The following is a 19,756-nucleotide window of genomic DNA, read 5'->3' on the forward strand; positions in this document are numbered from 1 at the left end:
AACTGAGGTTCTGGATTTGATTAGGACACCTGCGCACCCCAAATCGGAACCTCTACATTCCAGTATGGTGGCTTTGGTCCACTGATGGGAGCGTCAAAGACCGGAAGTGAATTGCCCAGCAAATTGCCACAAACAATCCGGTCTCGTTTCTCACCCACAAAGGCCAGGCTGGATATGTTCTGAAGCACCTCGGCAGGCGAACTGTCAAAGTGCGCTCGATCCATTGTGTGATCATCGAGCGCGGCTTCAACGCTTTCTACCCAAGCGTCGTCGCGTTCACCGACGATTAGTGTGGGCTTTGCTTCGGGATCAATGTGATAGAGCTCGCTCGATACGATACAGGCCGCATAAAGACCACCTGACCCGTCCAGTTCGATGCCATCTACGAACGTGCCGGGCCCAAACTGGACGAAGAGTTCCGGCTCACCATGCACACCCTTTTCATCTAGGCGCACGCGCGAGATCTTCTGCCCGAAGGTCTCTGCTATATAGAGCCATCCCCCCTCATAATCAGGCCGCACTTCGTTCGTATAATGAAGTCCCTGCAAGATCACAGAAAACGAATTGTCAGCATTGATCAAACCCACATAACCATTTTTTACATCGCGGCGATACGCCCGCGAGCGGGGACGGAGTTTCGACGACACCGTAATCCATGTTTTGCCGAGTTGGTCTACATAGACAAAATTGACCGGTGGCAGTGTCGAGCCGCCCGTGGAGACCGCGTGTGGGCGCAGCCCATCTGCGTCCAGTTCCAGAACGCCTCCTGCGTCAGAGATATTAGCGATGAGGAACGAGCCGTCAGGTCGCAGCGCAATCCCATTCGGCACGACCGGCATACCGCCGAAGCTCGACGGCTCTTGCAAAAGAAACTGACGGCCGTCCGGGCATATGCGCATGACACCATGCCCGTTATGGGAGCAGAAAGTATCACCAGTCTTGGTGCTGAGGACGCATTCAGGACGGCTTAGTTGTTTTCCAAGAAACGATATGCTGAGATCCGTGGTCATGCAGCGAGGTTCTTCGAAATGCTCGCTTCGACCTCGCGTCGCAGGCGATAGGCATCCGTATTCGTGTCCGCCTGCACGTCACTCCATTTGACCGGCTGACCTTCAGGAACGTCTCTGATCAAGGTGACATTGTGCGCAAGGCCGAGTGGGACGTACCCCTCAGCAACAGAAATCGATGCTGGGCGAAGACCGCCGGCCACGGTGTACCCGCCCTCGCCATCAAGGATTTCGCCCTTCTTCAACTCGCGCTTCGAAATAGCCGCAACGTCGGCTCGGAATTCATGCGCCGCCCCTGTGGGCTCCTTGCGAATGCCCACTGATGCGACCGAGATCCCGAGCTCCAGCCCGATCAGGTGCCAGCGCTTGTAGTTGCACATGTAGCGTCCGCTGTCGTCGGTCACGACTTTGTACTCTTCAAAGCAATTGCGCAGATACTCGGTGTCCCCTTCAAAACAGACCCAGACGCCTTTCCGAATGTCATGTGGGATCTGCTCGCCCTCCGGTGTCAGGCAAGAGATGACATCCACCATGCCCTTATGATCCAGAACCCCGCCCTCTGAGCGCGGCCGCGCCAGATTTGGAACGTCGTCGATCCCACCTGAAGGGAAGACCAGGCCATTTTCTGGGGCATCCAACCCGCACACATTGGCGATGGCCGCACTTTCAATGGCGGGTTTCGAGCCGTCCAAAAACGCATTGAACATTTTGGGGTTCAGCCGACCGCGCTCCGCTTGTTCTCTCGTTAGGCCCCAATGATCCCACACGGTGTCAGGTGTCGATTGCCGGTAGTGCGGCATCCACTTGTGGCCACGACCGGCTGCAACGACATTGAAACCGCAGCCCCGCGCCCAATCAACCAGGTCACTGGCAAGCGCCGGTTGATCTCCATATGCCATGCTGTAGATCACACCGGCTTCGCGAGCCTTGTTGGCCAGGCCAGGCCCAACAAATGCGTCTGCTTCAACTGTTACATTGATGATGTGCTTGCCATTCTCGAACGCCTTGAGGCAGTGCGTGACGGCTGCGATCGGGTTCCCGGTGCATTCAATGATGATTTCAATATCCGGATGCGCTGTCAGCGCTTCCCAATCATCACCGACAAAGGTTGCGCCAGAAGTTGCCGCATCATCCAGGCTCGATGCTGAGTAAGCCACTGCATCCCAACCAACGAGCTTCATGTTGGACTTGGCCGCATCTGGTCGCAGATCGACGACACCAACGATATGAATCCCCTTCAATCGAAGTGCCTGCGCAAGAAACATAGTGCCAAACTTGCCTGCGCCGATCATTCCAACACGAACCGGCTGACCACTCGCTGCGCGCTCCTGAAGTTTCGTAAAGAGGTTCATTCGGCGTTCTCCTTGGACCAGCCTTCTTGCGTGAGGAAATCGAAATCGCAGCCTTCGTCGGCCTGCAGAACCGTCCGGCTGTAAAGCCCGCGATAACCGCGATTTTGCAGCTCCGGACGCTTGTGTTGTTCGAGACGGCGGGCGATCTCGGTGTCATCGACCAGTAGATCGATACGCTTGTCAGCGACCGAGAGACGTACACGATCTCCATTCTCGACTGCAGCCAATGGCCCGCCAACCGCGGACTCGGGTGACATATGGAGAACGATGGTTCCGAAAGCCGTGCCAGACATCCGCGCGTCGGAAATTCGCACGATATCCTTGATACCTTTTCGTGCCAGTTTCTTTGGGATCGGCAGATACCCGGCCTCCGGCATTCCCGCAGCCACTGGTCCCGCGTTCTTCAGAACCATGATGTCATCGGCCTCAATGTCGAGGTCCGGGTCATCAACGCGCCGGGCGAGATCTTCGAGACTGTCGAAGACCACGGCACGGCCTTCGACCTCAAAAAGCTGTGGTGTCGCCGCAGCGCGTTTGAAAATGGCTCCCTGCGGGGCGATATTCCCATAAAGGCTGATCAACCCGCCCTCATTTGAAACAGGATCATCAAACGATCGGATCACCCGACGATCAACCCAATCAGGTTCGTCGTCCAGACGCTCTGCCAGGGTTTGACCTGTTACATCCACCGTATCGAGGTGCAGTAGATGGCGGATCTCGCGCAAGACTGCTCCGACACCACCAGCGGCATAGAAGTCTTCCATGTACCCTTCACCGACTGGCTTCAGATCAACCAGTACCGGCGTTTCATCCGAGATTTCATTGAGGCGTTCGGGTGATATCCGGATGCCGAGACGACCCGCAACGGCCGTAAGGTGAACGATGGCATTGGTGGACCCGCTGACGGCCATCAGCACGCGGAAAGCGTTCTCTACCGACTTCTCGGTGATGACCTCACTTGGTTTTCGAGGGTTCTGGATCAGATCAACGGCCAGTTTGCCGCATTCTTCAGCTGCGACCAGCCTGTCAGCGTGAACAGATGGTATGGCCGCCGTGCCAGGCAAAGACATCCCTAGCGTTTCGGCAATGCACGCCATGGTGCTAGCTGTTCCCATAACTGCACAAGTGCCGGCCGTTGTCGCCAATCGGCCCTCGATCTCCGCTATCTCTTCCCCTTCGACCTCACCAGCGCGGAACTTACCCCAAAAACGGCGGCAGTCAGTGCAGGCGCCCAGGCGTTCGCCCTTATGACGACCGGTCATCATCGGTCCAGTCACAAGTTGCACGGCGGGAATGTCAGCGGACGCTGCGCCCATCAGTTGGGCCGGAACTGTCTTGTCGCAACCACCGATCAAAACCACTGCGTCCATTGGCTGCGCACGAACCATCTCCTCAGTGTCCATGGACATGAGGTTCCGGTAGACCATGCTGGTCGGGTTCAGAAAGACCTCGCCAAGTGACACTGTTGGAAACGGTCGCGGCAAAGCTCCTGCAGCCAGCACACCGCGCGAGACAGCTTCGACGAGCTCAGGCATCGCTCTGTGGCAGTTGTTGAAGCCCGAAGGGGTCATCGCGATCCCGACAATCGGTTTGTCGAGCATTTCCCGCGACAGACCCATCGAGCGAGCAAAAGATCGACGTAGGTACGCGGCGAAATCCTTGTCGCCGTAGTTTGTCAGCCCGCCCTGAATACCTTTTCCTTCAGCCATCGTTACCCCTCCTTCCGGCAATTGATGCCAAGCAACCGTTCATAAACGAGCACCATCGCACCCTTGTCTTTGTCCCCGTGGCCTTCAAGAAGTGCCTGCTGATATGTGGTTGTCGCAGCGGCCAACACAGGTGCCGGGATCTGATAACGGGCTGAGATTTCAGCACCGCTGATCAGATCCTTGTAGGCCGCTTGTAGTGGGTAGCCGGTGTCAAACTTGCCTTCGAGTATCTGGGGAATGAAATATTCCGACGCATAGCTGCGGCCGGTCCCTGAGTTCACCACCTCGGCGGTGTTTTCCGGATCAAGGCCCAGCTTCTTTGCCATCGGCAGGATTTCGGCCAGAGCCGCCACGTTTATATCGAAGAGAAGCTGATTGATCAGCTTGGTGAGCTGGCCTGAGCCAACAGCGCCAGTGTGCAGGATGCGGTTCGACATTGTTGCCAGGGCTGGCCGCAGCGCCTCGACAATCTCACCGTCGCCTCCGATCATCATCGTCAACGTGCCCTCTTGGGCTCGCTTCCACATGCCAGAGACGGGCGCATCGAGAAAACGCATCCCGAGGGCTGAAAGACGCTCGCCAATGCTAAGCGTCAGTCCGTATTCTATGGTTGAGGTATCGATGACAACCGTGTCGGCTGAAAGATGCTGTGCAATCCCATGTTCTGGGTCGAACAATGACTTTTCCACTATCCCACCACTCGGCAAGCAGGTGATCAGCACGTCCACGTCCGAGAAATCTGCAGCACTACCAGCCTTCTTGGCGCCTGCTTCAGCAGCGGCATTCATGGCGTCTTCGCTGAGATCAAAGACCATTACATTGTTTGAGCTGGCAAGGTTCACCGCCATTGGCGCACCCATTTGACCCAAACCGACAAAACCAAATCGCATGTCGATCTCCTTCCCTTTGATTAAAGAAGAAGTATCACTGCACAGGTTTCATTCGGGCATTCTGAATCGAGAACACCCCGGTCGGGATTCGCGTGGTTGTCATAGGTTGAGAGGGCCATGTGCCCCACGGACCTTTACTGCTGTCTATCCAACACACCAGAGCAGCGCTGCAGCTTTCTCAAGCTGGACATCCTATTTTGCTCATTGAAGTGATGAAAATTGATAGGAGGCTGTATGTTCAACGGCGTCAGTAGTTTCGCAACCTTGGTTCGATCAAGTCGTCGAGCGGCCTGCTAAGGTTACTAGGTCGTCAACGAAGAGGTTTATTTCGCCAGTGTCCAATTCAATTCTTTCAAAAAAAACTGCCCCGGGCACGCAAGGAGATTGAGTTAATCGACAAGTGTTACCTTGGGTTTTTTTGTGCTTACACTTAGGGAAAATGTATAAGCACGGCCGAGTTTGCCTGTGTCTTTGTTTGTAAGTAGGCGCACTCGATAGTCTAGATCGTGTTCAAGCACCAAGCTCTGTATTTGGTCCGAGATATCTTGTGAGGGCCATTCATTCAGATGCGCATACAGGTCTCGCATGTTGACCTGCTTTTTCTTACGCAGTCTCTCTCTCAAAAACTGCTTTAGTTCTTCAGTTGGCTTAGTTTTGAGAAGATCTTGAGGTGAACGGCCGTTTGCATCTACCAGACAATACCCGATACCTAACTCCCCAAGCGCCTCTTCTGCTGCTCGAGCCTTCGCTTGTACAAATGAATCCGCAAGCATTACAGGCGATTTGATCTCCACTGCTATCGTAAGATCATCCGTGGTCTTGATCAGAAGGTCGACAAAGTACTTTCTTTTCTTGCCACTATGAACGAATTCGATCTCTATAGGTTGCTCTGCAAATTCCGAAATAATGCTACTCTGATCCAGTGCGCTGATAAAACGTTTCTCCCCCTGGCTTTCCCATTGCACAAATCTGCCTAAGGTTTCGGAGAACAACTGCCTGTCACCAGCGCAGGAGCGCAGACGTGGTAGACTCAGTAGTCTCACGCCTTCTGCTGCGAATGCCCCGCTAAAGGAGGCCTTTCTTAGAACGTTTCCTACATAATCATCCGCCATCTGACGCTGAATTCTCTGTTTTCTTGCCTTTGCAGCATCGATCTTGGCTTGTTTTTTTGATGCTGCCGCGAATACGGCGTATGCGTTCAGAAGCTTTGAGACTTCGTCGGAGGCAAGTCCATCAATTCGTCCCATTGCAGCAAGAACAAATTGAGCAAATGAAATTGTAGTCGCTCTATTGTTCAGCTCCCCCATGAGTTTAGAGTAGAACTGAGTGTTGTTTTGCTCATCGAAGGTGTTGCGGTGGTCCTTTAGCACCGCATAAGACCAGCCTCTGCGGCCGCGTATTCGTGCTGTTAGTAGTCGACTTCCGTTAGCGGCGATCTGCCGGACTCTCTCACGAGAAATATTGTAGATGTCACCGAGTTCTTGAAGAGTGGCCGTTTCGAATTGTGCGTCTTCTGGCGAAAGGCGCGAAAGAACTACGTGTATGTTCCGATCACGGATATCGCGCTCTTGTTTAGGGAATAGATGCCTGATGTCGTTCTCCATTGCGGCCCAGAGACGGTCGATGAGATCCGGGTGTCTACTTACGAATTTCTTCAGTGCCTCACTGCTAACTTCATTTTGCAGACTTGTCGTTGGTGATGCGTTTTTTTTGGGAGCCTTGAGAATCGGTTTTGGTTTGTGAGTAGCTGTTTCAATTTTCGTCTCTTTTTCACCTACGCGCGGCTCTGACCTTGCTCGGACAAATGGCTTGAATGGTGGAGGTGGTACTACAATCTTGGAAGTCCGCTTCTCCCTCAAGCCGAGGCGTACTTGTCGAGCCTTTATTCCACCATTGGTTCTTTGATGCGCTTCGCAAATTTCAACGAGGTCTTTTCCGGAAACTGTCAAATCATAAAGTTTGCGATCTTCTTCTGCCGTCCACGGTTGGCCCTGCCGCTGAATAGAAGGTGACATTGAAAACAACGACTCTCTCGATTACCGGGGACGAGAATACCAGCCGGAAGCTCGCCATCAAGCACAACTATGAGTTCAGGGCGTCATGCAGGGATACCGTTTTGGGCGTATGAGCGAGAACAGAATTTTTGCGAGGCCCTCAATCATAACATGTAGCTTCGCGGCCTTGAGATTTGTTTTGGCGCCTCTTGATGCGTTTTCGTTGCCGAGAGTTTTTGCCCAGCTTGGACCAACGGTAGACCGGAAACTGGTGCCACAGTGATTCGTACTTATCTTTTCACCACAGAACAACTTGCAGCCGGCCCAATCGAATAGCTCAGACATTTTGTTTTCATGGATACAAATGTGGCGGCAAACAGGCCAAGCACCTCTTCATTCGACGCGAGTTGCCACATTGAGGTCACAGACCAAAGGTGTGTAACTTTTTAGTGAAGTTCGACATGATTTTCCCCCTTAACGTGTGCTGTGAGCTTTGTTAGCGAGAAGCTAATATAATAAACAAAAGGTTATGGAATGGGTATTTTGAGGACCGCTTTTGGCGGAGCAGTATCTGCATCTATCGCGTGTGCTGCATATGCCGACGTTCCTGCGGGCATTGCTGCTCTTGAAGCTGGTAATGTTTCGGGCGCAGTCGAAGAGTTTCAGGCTGGGTTTGACGACGGTGACGCGGATGGTGCGTTCTTCATCGGGCGCCTGTTTGAGATGGGTCTGGGAACTCAGCGCGATATGCGCCGTGCTGTCGAGCTCTACAGTGCGGCCGCTGATCAGGGTAGTGCGCTGGCGCAGAACCGGCTTGGTTTGATGTACCTGAACGGTGAGTTGGTCTTGCAGGATTATCAGCGCGCCGCGGATCTGATTTGTGCGGCTGCGGAGTCCGGCGATGCCAACAGCGCGTTCAATTGCGGGTTACTATTCGCGGATGGGCAAGGTGTCGACCAGGACGCAAACAAGGCGGTGAGCTACTGGCGGCAAGCCGCAGAGCAGAACCACGTGGCCGCAATCAATTATCTGGGTCAGGCCTACCGCGATGGCACAGGTGCAACGCAGAATTATGAGACCGCTTTTGAGAATTTCTCGCGCACCGGCGGAGCTGGCAATCCTTTGGGGCTCTTTGAACTGGCCAAAGCCTATCAGTCAGGCAACGGCGTGGATCAGGATCTCATCAAAGCGCATGGCTATGCCAATTTGGCGTCCGCGCGTGGCATGGACGAGGCTCGCGCTCTCCGAGATACACTGAATGCACAGCTGGATCGTGATGATCTGGAGGCAGCTCAGAGCTTTGCCCGCGAATGGACAGCAACGCCGCTGGATCAGGCTGCGCAGTAGCGCGCTTTCAGGAATTTGATTTCTCGCCAGTTCAGATTGGTTTCGCTGCTATGAAAACCCCTCATTTATTCACGGTTGCTGTTCTATGTCTCCTGAGCGGGTGTTCAGGTACATCGCCTGAGCGCCTGAAAGAAATCTATAGCGTCTCTCCGTCGAGCATTGGCGGCTTTACGGCCTCCATAGAAGTGCGCTCAAACCATGCCGATCAGCAGGATAAGTTCAGCCAGAACGCATTCAACGAGATTTGTGCGGGACCCGCGACCATTTTGTCCCGCTCAGTGTCGGCCCCGTTCGACAAACAAACCACATACACACAAAAGACATGGAATGCTGCTGCCGGGCAATTGGTCCAGACTGCGAGCTTCCCCGTAAACACGCCGCATGTTCGCATAACCTACAGGTTTGAATGCGCATGAGGAGCGGATCTCTATACCGGCTGGCGGTGAGTATAGGTCTCGCCCTCTTCCAGTCGACGGCTTTGGCGCAAGTGGCTGAGCCCCAATCTACGGAGGAGGTGTTTTCGGACTGGCGGGTATTGTGCCAACCGGTGGATCAGGATGTCGCCTGCCAGATGATGCAGAGTGTCGCCGCCGAAGAGAATGGCCCTCCTGTATTTCTGCTGAGCGTGTCTGACGATGAAGACACGGACCAAAGCTATGCAGTCATAACGGTTCCTGTTGGCGTCTATCTGGCTCCGGGCATCGAGTTGCACGTGGACAAACGCCGTCCCTTCAAAGTCTTGTACGAGGTCTGCGATCAGCTTGGCTGCCACGCGGGGTTTCGGATGAACGGCGATGTCCTGGCGGCATTCCGGAGGGGACTGGAAGTCAAAGCCCGAGTTTGGACAGCCCGCGACAAGGCCATTGATTTCCCCGTTTCACTTCGTGGTTTCACCGCCGCTTACAATCGATTTAAAACGGCGGGGAACAACTGATGGGTTGGCGGTCCCTTTTCCTGACCACAGCGTTGGGTCTCAGTGCGATCCTGCTGACAGCAACTGCCGTTTCAGCGCAAGGCGTCTCGCCGGGTGATTTGCAGCGCATCGGCAACGAAATTCTTCAGCAGCAAACTCAGCAGACCGAAGAACAGGAACAACGCCGCCGGGAGTTCGAAGAACGTGAGGATGTGGTACAGGACCAAGCCGCTGGAGAGGAGCTCTATGTTCCTCCCCCGGGTGGCCCCTGCTTTGAGATCCGCAGTATTGATCTCGAAGGTTTTGAGGCATTCAAACGTGAGCCCGAAGGCTATCGCGATCTGATTGGCACCTGTGCGACAGCAGCCGACATCGCGCAGACATTGAACCTGATCAACACATTCTATCAGGAGTTGGGGTTCATCACGACCCGTGCATACGTGCCTGAACAGGACATTGCAGATGGATCGCTGGCGATCACCATCGTGCCGGGCCGCATCGAAGGCTATGTCTATGGAACCGGCCAGCCAGCGGATGCGCGTCTGAACACGGCCTTCCCTACTGCACGTGGTGACCTTCTGAACCTGCGCGATCTGGAACAGGGGTTAGAGAATATCAACGCGCCCCGGTCGGCCAGCGGCCAGTTCCAGCTCGTGCCCGGAGAAACACCTGGCGGGTCCTTCATTCAGGTTGACGTGCAGGACCGACGCCCATGGTACTTGGATTTCCAATTCGACAATTCCGGTTTTGAGTCCACCGGCCGGATCAAAGGCACCAGCACATTTGGACTCGATAACGGGTTAAACCTCAATGACCAGCTGCGGATCGGAATCACCACCACTCCATTTGAGGAGCGCGGAGAGCGCTATTCGGATTCTATTTCTGTCAACTGGGGCTTGCCGGTAGGCAACTGGCTGTTCAATGCTGATTTTGGAGCGAGCGACTATCGCTTCATCACCCAAGGCATCAACCAGTCCTTTGTCACAGAAGGACGCAGCCAGTACCTGATCCTACTGACTGAGCGCCTGTTGATGCGGAACCAGACATCGAAGGTCTATGCCTACGGTGATCTGAAGCTGAACAGAACCAAAACCTCGATCAACGATATCGAGATCACCAGTCAGCGCCAGCGCCTCACAGTTGCCTCGCTTGGCCTTCGGGGCGAAAGCACCATTTGGCAGGGTCGGCTGTTCTGGAACATAGGCGTGAAAGCCGGGCTTGATGCGCTAGGGGCAGACATTCCTGAACTCAGCGTCATCGATCAGGAATTCCGTCTTGTGAAGATCCGCGCTGATTTCTCTGCTCCGCTTGGAAAAAGCGGGCTTACCTATCGGGGTACACTGGCCGGGCAATACTCGGACGATATCCTACCTGGCATTGAGCAGTTCGGCATTGGCGGCTGGAGCACGGTTCGAGGCTTTCACGACAACAGCCTCTACGGCGATACAGGAATCTATCTCCGCAACACAGTCGAATGGGGTGCCTACAAAGCGCCAAGATTTGAAGTGCGCATAAATGCGGGCCTCGATTTCGGGTATGTCAAACCCTCTGCCTTGCGCCGCTGGTCTCAGGATCACCTGGCCGGTATCAGCCTGGGTGCCGATATCATCATGAACAATCAGGTTACCTTGCAAATGCAGGTGGCGCACGCTTTGAGCCGACCTGACGAGTCCCCACCCAACACCAATCCAGCCTTCGAGTCCGACAAGACTGTTGGGTATCTCAGTCTGAGGTTGCAGTTCTGATGAAGCGTTTTGTTGAGCAAAGTAATTTGGGAAGCCGTAACCATGCGTAGTCGTGTTTTTGAGAAAGTTGTTTCTTCGGTCCTGACGCTTGCGTTGACGATACAACCTGCTTTGCTTCATGCGCAGAACATCCAGCCTGTCGGCCCGAACACTGGTCCGCGCCCACATGTCGACCAGTCGCTAAACGGCACAACGGTCATTAACATCTCGACCCCAAATGGCGCAGGCGTCAGTCACGATGTCTACACCGACTTTCAGGCAGATGATCTGATCCTGAATAACTCGGCCACGATCACCAATACGCAGCTTGGCGGTGTGATTGAAGGCAACGGCAACCTGACACCGGGACAAGAGGCCAATCTTTGGATCGGTGAGGTTGTTGGCGGGAATCAGACCCAGCTGGGCGGCATTCTGGAAGTGGCTGGAAAGCGCATGGATGTGGTGGTCGCCAACGAGTTTGGCATCACCTGCAACGGCTGCGGTTTCATCAACACGGGTCGTGCGACGCTGACAACTGGTAAGCCGCAATTTGCCGACAATGGTGCCCTCACCGGGTTCGACGTACGGCGGGGCACGGTTACAATCGGGGCCGGAGGTCTGAACCCGGAAAATCGGATAGGTCTGACCGACACCAGCCGCGTCGATGTGATTGCCCGTGCCGCAGCGATCTACGGCAAGATGCGTGCAGATCAGCTCAATGTCGTCGCCGGCGCCAACCAGGTGGACTATAACTGGTCTTACGATCCAGAAACGGGCGCGGTGACCGGGATCACCGAGCAGGCCGGTGAAGGTGCGGCCCCTGCATTGGCTGTGGACGTCGCCGCTCTTGGTGGCATGTATGCCAACGCAATCCGTTTGATTGCCACCGAAAATGGCGTGGGCGTGCGTCTGAATGGGGATATGGCGTCCTCAACCAACATTGCGCTGCGGGCTGATGGGCAGCTTACGCTGGGCGCTTCTGCTGGTGGTCATACACCGCAGATCCGTGCGGGCGGGCGCGTCCAGGTCCGCAACCAGGGCCCGATCCTTCTGGAAGGTGCGATCACCTCCGAGAGCGGTGATTTGATCGACATCAGAACCAGCAATGGCGACCTGACCTTCAACGGTCAGGCAGCGGGCGGTGCAATCCGCCTGGAAAGCGCGGGGATGCTGAACATTTCCGGCGCGATTGTGGCGCGCAACGCGTTTGCGGCTGCATCAACTGGCAGCTCTGTGGGGCTGGACGGCAACTCCGAAGTCTTCGCTCAGTCCATTGATGTGAATGCGCTGACACAGCTGACATTCGACGGCAAAGCCGCTGCCCTGGAAGTGGCTTCGCTGACGGCCGGAACTGAGCTTGTAACAGGTGCGGATTCTGAACTGGTTGCGGAGTCTGTGGCTCTCAACGGTGATAACGTCCGGATTGAAGGTCAGGCCCAGGCGCTTGAAATATTGTCTGTTGCAGCGACTTACGGGTCGGTTACTCTCACGGGTTCGTCACGCGGGCAATCTGTAACCATAGCGGGTGATGAGGTCCAGACAAGCGCCGGATCGCAGATCGCTGCCGTCGAATCCCTGTCCGTGACGGCTCAGGGTCAGGCGATCATCGATGGTGATCTGGTCGCAGGGCAGCAGGCAAATTTGTCAGTGACAGCGGGGGATCTCGACCTCCAAGGGCAGATCAATGCGCTCAACACCGATGTCGCTGTATACGGACAAACCAGCCTTGGTGCCGATGCGCTGTTGGTTGGGCAATCCGTGCTGGAGTTTCAGTCGGGTTCACTGAACGGCGGGCTCAATGCATCGCATTTCAACCAGCTGCGCGCCGGTGAGGGCCTTGCAGTCACGCTGAACACAGGTGGGTTGTCTGTCGGCGCCTCAGAACAGGTACTGTTTGATGGAGACCTTCTGCTCGATCTTGGCGGGGAAATAGAAAACCGCGGCACGATCAAAGCCAGCGGTGACCTTCAACTGCGCAGCGGCTCGGATCTGAACAACCTCGGTGGTCTGCTGAAGTCCGGTGACACAATGCAGCTTGTGGCCCGTGATGGCACTGTTCTCAACCAATCTGGACGCATCGAGGCAGATGGTGGTCTGGCCATCGAAGCAGAAACCTTTGACAACCGTTTCGACAGTATTGTGACTCAGCCCTCACAGTCGGGTGTGGAGATATTTGCGGGGACTCCGGACAATAAGACAGCCAGCCGAAGGGTTACAACCAATCCAGCTGATCTCGAACTAGAAAGCTGTTTCACCAGCAGCCGGTCGAATGGCGGTGCAGACAGAGCGAGCAGCTGCGCAACCATTTATAGCTTTGACGGCGTGTTCTCGAACCGGGGCGGTGTTACCTGGAGCACAGGCACCTCTATTGCGGCTTCCGGGGCTAAGCCGGAAATTCTGTCGGGCGCGGGCATTGCAATTCAGGCAGATACTGTGCGTAACGACGCTGGTTTGATCTCTGCTGAAGGCGGCATCGACGTTCAAAGCTCGAGTTTTGCTAACAATGGGTATCAGGACACCCGGGTCACGCACACTGCGACCTACACGAGAAACCTGACCATCGAGATCAACGAGGGCAGCGGTGGAAGTGACGCGGCCTTCACTACACGCACAGAAAGAGTGACCTATTCGCCAGTCTCGCGTGAGACTTCCAACGGAGCTACGTCGGAGATTGGCCAAATACTTGCGGGTGGTTCTGTCAACATCAGCAGCACATCAGTCTTGGCGAATGGCGACATTAGATCCGGAACCTCGAACGTTGTTGCGCCGCGTGATAGTTCCGCCGTGACAAGCGCGCTGCTACCTGAACTGGTTGTCCCTGGATCGTCTCTCACACCGGTTCAACCAGAGCTTCAGGAACTGGCCAACTTGGATACCTTGATTGGAGAGGGTCGGACAAACTTCGGGACAACTCCGGTTTCCTACGAAGACTTTATCTCTTCCGACTATTTTCTGGATCGCCTGCAAATCCAGGATGAGCTGTTCCAGAACATCAATCGACCCGCTGAATGGAATGGATATCCGAGCGACGGCACCTCCTATGAAGGCGGGGACGCAGTTCAGGGTCCGGGGACAGGATTCAACGGTTTTGGTGACCGGTTCGGCTTGTCAGATACAGGCTTGCTCGCTTCCCTGGACAAAGCCAACACCTCAGAAACTGGTGATCTGACAATCGTTGCTGGCCGGGTTGCCGGTTCGGGTGGGTCGCTGATTTCTGAGAATGGCTCATTGTCTCTGACATCCTTCGGGAACATTACATTCGAGGACACCGAACTTGGTGGTGATCTGGTTGACATCATCACAGGCGGGGATTTCTCCGGTAAAGCTCTGGTGATCAGATCGGCTTCTGACACCTCTATATTTGCTGCCGGAAACGTCGTCATCGAAGGTCTGGCGCAGACAGAAGAATATTACACAAACACAAGCGTCACCAAGATCACCGAGAATCTTGCCTCGCGCTTTGACGTGGGTGGTGACCTGTCGATCATCTCCTCTGCTGACATGACGTTAGCCGGTGTTCAGGCCCAGGTCACAGGGGACACGCGTCTGACGGCGGGCGGCAACCTCTATCTGCTCGCTGAGCAATCCGGTGTTCAATACAGCGAAGGCGATGCGAAGAACGGAACGGATCGCCTGACCCTCACCGCCCAGGTTACCCAATTGTCCACTGGCGGCGACTTTATCGCCAACGCGGGCGGTGACGCGGTCCTGATCGGCACTCAGATTGATGCGGGCGGAAAGGCCCATCTGGCGGCGGCTGGCGATGTGGTTCTGGCGGCCGCGCAAGACATCGCCCAATCGGAAACCCGCAAAACCAGCAGCGGCTTCCTGTCGAAGAAAAAGGAAACGCGATCCACGCTAGCCGTCACCAATCGAGGTGTCGGGATCACCGCAGGCGGTGACATCGATGTCGTCGCCGAGACCGGTGACCTGACCACAGCTGGGACAGAACTTGCCAGCGCCACAGGTGATATCAACCTCACTGCGACTGAGGGCAATATCCTCGTTGGCACCTACACCGACGTGTTCGAAGAGACGCATATCAAAGAAAAGAGCTACCTTGGTGGGCTGCTGAGCAAATCCAGCCAGTTGCATACGGTCGATCACATCAACACCGGCACAGATGCGTTGGCGGCCCTGGATCTAAGCATCGTGTCCGGCACTGACACAACGCTTGTCGGCGCAACGCTGTCTGCTGGTCAGAACCTGAACATCACAACAGGTGGTGATTTCTCGGTACAGGCCGCCATCGACAGCCACCGCTCCGAGTTTTTTGAGACCGACATGGGTCTGGTCACCATGACCACGATCACCGAGACCAGCTTTACGGAAACGGCCGTGTTGACCGAATTGCTTGCCGGGCAAGGCATGAGTTTCGACGTCAGTGGCGATGCTGAGTTGGTGGTATACCAAACCGCAGGTGTTGATGCGCCGAACCCGCAAGATCTCTATCCTGAGGAACTTCTGGCCATAGACGGGTTGGAACTGATCAGCCAGGAACTGGCAGATGAGTACTTCTATGAAGAGAAAACGCAGCTCTCGCCTGCGTTTAAGGCGCTGGTGTCAATTGTGGTGGCGGCATATATCGCGCCTCAGCTGGTCGGTGAGTTGCTGCCAAACCTGACCTCGGTAGCCGTCTCCAATGGAGCCAATGCGTTCACTTCAACAGCACTCGTCGAAACGTTGGATGGTGTCGTAGCCGGAGATCTCGATCTGGGCGCGATTTTGGAAGCAGCTGCGTTCTCAGGTGTGTCAGCGGGACTCACATCAGGCATCAACCTGAACATCCCCGAAAACAGCCCGCTGAATGATGCCTTGATCAGTGGCCTTGGCAACCCGAAAGGTCCACAACTTACGGTGGCCGGCATTCTGGAAGGGGCGTTGGACGGCTCAATTTCCTCCGGTCTGAGTTCAGCCGTCTATGGGACTGACTTCGCGGATGGTTTCTCGGCAAGCCTTGTACAGACAGTCACAAACCTTGCGCTGGCAGATGCCCAGTTTGAAATCGGTGGGTTGTTCACTGACGCGAATGGCAACCCCATCAACGGTGGTGAAGGCTCAGCAGGTCATATGCTACTTCATGCACTCGCGGGTTGTGCCGCCGCCGAAGCCACCGGTGCGGATTGTGCGGCGGGCGCGGCAGGTGGAATTGCGGCCAGTATCTATTCCGGAATCGCCGGGAGTAGTTCCCTCAGCATTGAAGAGCAGAATCGATTGGCTTCTGTCGTTGGAGCCGTTGCCGGGTATCTGGTTTCAGGCGGAGACGCGGACAACGTCAGTACAGGATCGTTCGTTGGTCAATCTGCTGTCCTCAACAACTATCTGAAACATACAGATCTGGCGAATATGCAAGCCGCTCTCGAAGCGTGTCATGCGCAAGACGGTGGATGCTCAAAGGCGGATCAACGTGATATTGCAGTTCATTTTGCCAATGTTGGTCTTCAGAATGACCGCGAGCTTGCAAATACCTGCTTCACCAACGAATGCATAGATAGCTTTTTGGCTGAAGCCGTAAGCTATGATGAAGCTATAGCTGCGTTGTCTTCGGAGAGCCCCTATGCAGCACAGCTTCTGAGTGTTTCTGGTGCGCTGTTTGTATCTGGTCCTGCGCAGCAGCAACTCGATCAGAACATAGACTTCCTGAACGGCTATGAGGACTACCAGGAAACTCGCTGCGGTGGCGTGTCCGATGGTGCTTGCGCCGAAGCCTACACTGAGGCTTACGCCGGCTACCTAGACGATGTCGAAACAGTCGAGGCGACGAAGCAGTTTTTAGCGGTGGTAACCGGTGCTGTGGCGCTCGGCCCCTCTGTCTGTGCGGCTACTCCTAGAACGTGCGTTGCGCTGGGTGTTTCTGACGTAATTGAATGCGCCTCTGGCAACATTACATCGTGCTCTCCTGGACCAAACCTTCAGGGCACCGGGATCAAGGTAGAAGGTAGCGTACCCAATAGTGGGCGATTTAGCGGAATTCAGGCACAGAACGCCGATGAAGCTCAATTTCTTCGAAATGCAGAGGCCACATTCGGAGGAAGCGAAACTTGGACAACGGTAACTCGACATCGCGGAGAGTTGGTGGTACAGCGTTCGGATATAGAGTTAAGCCCTCAAAACATCACTAGGATGAAAAATGGCCAAGCCCCTTTTGTTCGAAATGCAAACGGTGCTTGGGAGCCTTTGCAGCTTCACCATGTCGGACGTGAAACGGGGCAGATGATCGAAGTAACTCGTTCCCAGAACCAATACAATCCGACTTCAGGCGGCCCACTTCACATTCCCGGTCCGGGTTCCCCGGTAAGACAACCAAATTATTCCAAATCCTATTGGCAAGAACGATATCAAGATTTTGTTAAATCAGGGCAAATAACTGAGTGAGAGTGCACGACAATGGATGCCAAAACAGAGTTTGATCAGATGTGTGCGACTGGAGAAGTTGCCGGTCCATGCTCAGACAAAAAAATCCATGATGCGGAAGCTGAACTTATGGTTGTTTTTCCAGTTCAGTATCGCGAATTTTTGTCAGAATACGGTGCCGTAGTACTTGATGGTGTTGAAATCTATGGTCTGCCAAATGTTAATGATAGCGAGATGCCGCTCTGGCAAGACGTTGTTAAGGTTTCTCGGCAGCTTAAGGAGTGGCGGCAAGCCGGCAGTGAAGTCCCTGCTTACGTTCCTATCGCGGATGATGGCACGGGAGTTTATTTCTATCTGGACACAAATGCGGGGCCTAAAACGAGGATCATTGCGATAGGTCCAGGCATCGAGCAGGTAGTATCATCTGACTTGTTTGAGTTTGCACTAAGTATTTCTAATGGTGAACTAACTTTTTGATTTCCCCTACCCTGATGAAAAGGCGGGCTGCTTACCGAACTAAACCGTCAAGACCAGCGACGGCGGCAGAAATTAAGCATGATACCTTCAAGTTCACTACGCCAAACGGGGGGCAAGACATCGTGGTCAGGGGACACTAAGAATATGAATGACATCAAATCTAGCGCGGACTTCGCTGATGCACTTTCGTTCTTGTTGGACGGCGAGAGTTTTCCGGCTGAGAATACCGACACACGTAGATTCGTTGAAGCGATGCAGGCTTGGCTGAGGGACGTCGAGGGCAACAATAACTGGTTTGATAAGCCAAGCGATGATTACATCACTTGGTCGGATTTATATAAGCTTTTGCAGGCGGCGTCAGTCTATGAATAGATCATCCCGTCTCCAGTTTCCGGCGAGATCGATCTACTTCAGGTACGAGCGATCAGATTTGTAGTTTCTTGATGTTTCTCGGTGAAGATCTGTGAACTCTAGTAGATTTGTACGGACGCTGTGGATTATTGGACGCTGGAAGCAGTTGGATGTTTCAGCAATATGGTCTCAGTTTCACTACACAGGTATTCCAGATGAAACATCGGTCTCATTTGGATCGGCTGACATCAATCGGACTTCTATAAGTGCATCCAAAATCGAGGAGATTCTTGACGGTGCTCATGTTCCATCATTTGAAGTGTTGGGAGACGGGTTCAGCTTCAGTTATGGACAAAACGCTGGTCAAAATTACGATCACGTGTTCATCAAGTCTAACTTGGCAGTTTTAACCCCTGAGTTTTGCGACGAATTAATCTCATCAACACTAGCGGACGATCTAAATTTCACGCAGGCGCATTTAGTTGATGAAAACTATCAGTACTATCAGAATATTAGTGATCCGCTTGACTTTAAGGCGTTCGGTCTGTCGATGGAGGGCTTGCCCATGAAATCCAACGGTTTGCCATTCCCACTTGAGCAACAGATAGTAGATACCAGCCAAAATCCTGGCCGCTACCGGCTCTGCCTGAATTATGTAGAAGTTGCTGCAGGATACATGTGGTTTGGAGAAAGTTTTTGGAAGCTTATAGGGCGTTCTTCACAATGCGTTCGTGAACGTTTGCCTGCAGAGGTATCTCTAGTACACGCTGAGTGCTGGAAGCTGCGCTCTCAGGTGGGCGTTTTTACCAATAGTTGTACAGCTGAATTGCAAGAAGGCGTACGTTCAGCTCTGTTTGATGACGTTCCGCCAAATGGTTGACGCGCGTCAAATGACCAACAAGAGAAGTGAGTAGCGTCGTCCAATACCAATTTCTGAGAAGATTATCGTGTTTCAGAGACACTTGGGCAGCGAAAGTCACGGCTGTAGTTCCTAATTATTCAACTTGTCGCAGTTCTGTGAAAGTATACTCCGGCTTGCGCTGCGTCGTTCCCGCTCTGCCTCTCCAAGCGCCGCGGTGGATCACTTGGGACAAGCTTTAAACCTGCTTTGGTGAGCCATATGGCTTAGAGACCATACATCGACTGATGATGGGGAGTGCCTAGAAAGTACTTTCTTCTGGGTCAAAGTTCTGCAGTTGAAAGCAAACAACGCCACGATTCAATCTTAGTAAAAGAGAGGTTATAGGCGGACTATTGCCGGTCCGCGCTTGTTGTTCCAGTTCGAATTCAACTCAATTAAGATGTCAATACCTAATGTCGCACCCACTCGGCTGAGCTCAATAACACTCAATCGTTTTTATTGCCTTGAATTCAAAAAAACATAAAAATGGGCTTCAACCTGGCTAACCGTAAGTTTCAAAAGAGATTGTTTGTTTATTTACATCGTATTGAAAGTAAACAGTTATTTTGACTCTTAACTCTATTGTTTGAGCTGATAATTGCCGATTGCGTGCGAATAATTTTCGCATCGCTGTATAGCGCGGTCGTAGTTGAAAATTGTAGCCCGTTCGCCCGAAAATTTAAGCTGTTGACCTGTGAGAATCGCGTCTGCTACGCCGATTCTAGCAATCAATTAAA

At 53.8% G+C, this 19,756-nt stretch carries 12 protein-coding genes; 7 read left to right on the forward strand and 5 right to left on the reverse strand.

The features are described 5' to 3' along the window. Positions 1 to 20: 20 nt before the first annotated feature. The 5 genes from ACR0EN_RS17630 to ACR0EN_RS17650 all read right to left on the reverse strand — a co-directional run bounded on the left by ACR0EN_RS17630 (position 21) and on the right by ACR0EN_RS17650 (position 6,973). Complete coding sequence (locus ACR0EN_RS17630; RefSeq protein ID WP_480588063.1) at positions 21 to 1,010, reverse strand: SMP-30/gluconolactonase/LRE family protein; 990 nt, start codon at positions 1,008 to 1,010, stop codon at positions 21 to 23. Continuing rightward, positions 1,007 to 2,359 (reverse strand): NAD(P)H-dependent oxidoreductase, encoded by a 1,353-nt coding sequence (locus ACR0EN_RS17635; protein ID WP_480588065.1) that lies wholly within the window; start codon positions 2,357 to 2,359, stop codon positions 1,007 to 1,009. The genes ACR0EN_RS17630 and ACR0EN_RS17635 overlap by 4 nt, the downstream gene beginning before the upstream one ends. Next, positions 2,356 to 4,068, reverse strand: a complete 1,713-nt coding sequence (locus ACR0EN_RS17640) for a dihydroxy-acid dehydratase (protein ID WP_480588067.1) — start codon at positions 4,066 to 4,068, stop codon at positions 2,356 to 2,358. Before ACR0EN_RS17640 ends, ACR0EN_RS17635 begins: the two co-directional genes overlap by 4 nt. Positions 4,069 to 4,070: 2 nt before the next feature. Next, on the reverse strand, positions 4,071 to 4,958 hold the full coding sequence (locus tag ACR0EN_RS17645) for an NAD(P)-dependent oxidoreductase (protein WP_480588069.1): 888 nt from the start codon (positions 4,956 to 4,958) through the stop codon (positions 4,071 to 4,073). A 389-nt stretch (positions 4,959 to 5,347) separates the two neighbouring features. Further along, positions 5,348 to 6,973, reverse strand: coding sequence for a Tn7 transposase TnsA N-terminal domain-containing protein (locus ACR0EN_RS17650; RefSeq protein ID WP_480588071.1), 1,626 nt, complete (start codon positions 6,971 to 6,973; stop codon positions 5,348 to 5,350). A gap of 513 nt (positions 6,974 to 7,486) precedes the next feature. On the opposite strand from ACR0EN_RS17650, the gene ACR0EN_RS17655 reads away from it, so the two are divergent. From ACR0EN_RS17655 to ACR0EN_RS17685, 7 genes are all read left to right on the forward strand, one after another. Beyond that, positions 7,487 to 8,299 carry a tetratricopeptide repeat protein gene (locus ACR0EN_RS17655; protein WP_480588073.1) on the forward strand — a complete coding sequence of 271 codons (813 nt, stop codon included), beginning with the start codon at positions 7,487 to 7,489 and terminating at the stop codon, positions 8,297 to 8,299. A gap of 412 nt (positions 8,300 to 8,711) precedes the next feature. Then, the gene (locus ACR0EN_RS17660) at positions 8,712 to 9,233 is read left to right on the forward strand and encodes an invasion associated locus B family protein (RefSeq protein ID WP_480588075.1); all 522 of its coding nucleotides are present in this window, start codon (positions 8,712 to 8,714) and stop codon (positions 9,231 to 9,233) included. Further along, the gene (locus ACR0EN_RS17665) at positions 9,233 to 10,957 is read left to right on the forward strand and encodes a ShlB/FhaC/HecB family hemolysin secretion/activation protein (RefSeq protein WP_480588077.1); all 1,725 of its coding nucleotides are present in this window, start codon (positions 9,233 to 9,235) and stop codon (positions 10,955 to 10,957) included. Before ACR0EN_RS17660 ends, ACR0EN_RS17665 begins: the two co-directional genes overlap by 1 nt. A 42-nt stretch (positions 10,958 to 10,999) precedes the next feature. Next, positions 11,000 to 17,311: a two-partner secretion domain-containing protein gene (locus ACR0EN_RS17670; RefSeq protein ID WP_480588079.1), complete on the forward strand. Its 6,312-nt coding sequence runs from the start codon at positions 11,000 to 11,002 to the stop codon at positions 17,309 to 17,311. A gap of 12 nt (positions 17,312 to 17,323) precedes the next feature. Continuing rightward, entirely contained in the window at positions 17,324 to 17,767 is a 444-nt protein-coding gene (locus tag ACR0EN_RS17675; RefSeq protein WP_480588081.1) for an SMI1/KNR4 family protein, read from the forward strand. 144 nt (positions 17,768 to 17,911) lie between these two features. Beyond that, positions 17,912 to 18,139: a DUF7660 family protein gene (locus tag ACR0EN_RS17680; RefSeq protein WP_170334038.1), complete on the forward strand. Its 228-nt coding sequence runs from the start codon at positions 17,912 to 17,914 to the stop codon at positions 18,137 to 18,139. Positions 18,140 to 18,284: 145 nt separating this feature from the next. After that, positions 18,285 to 18,998 carry a hypothetical protein gene (locus ACR0EN_RS17685; RefSeq protein ID WP_480588083.1) on the forward strand — a complete coding sequence of 238 codons (714 nt, stop codon included), beginning with the start codon at positions 18,285 to 18,287 and terminating at the stop codon, positions 18,996 to 18,998. The last annotated feature ends 758 nt before the right edge of the window (positions 18,999 to 19,756 follow it).

This window comes from Ruegeria sp. AB7 (genome assembly GCF_056542625.1).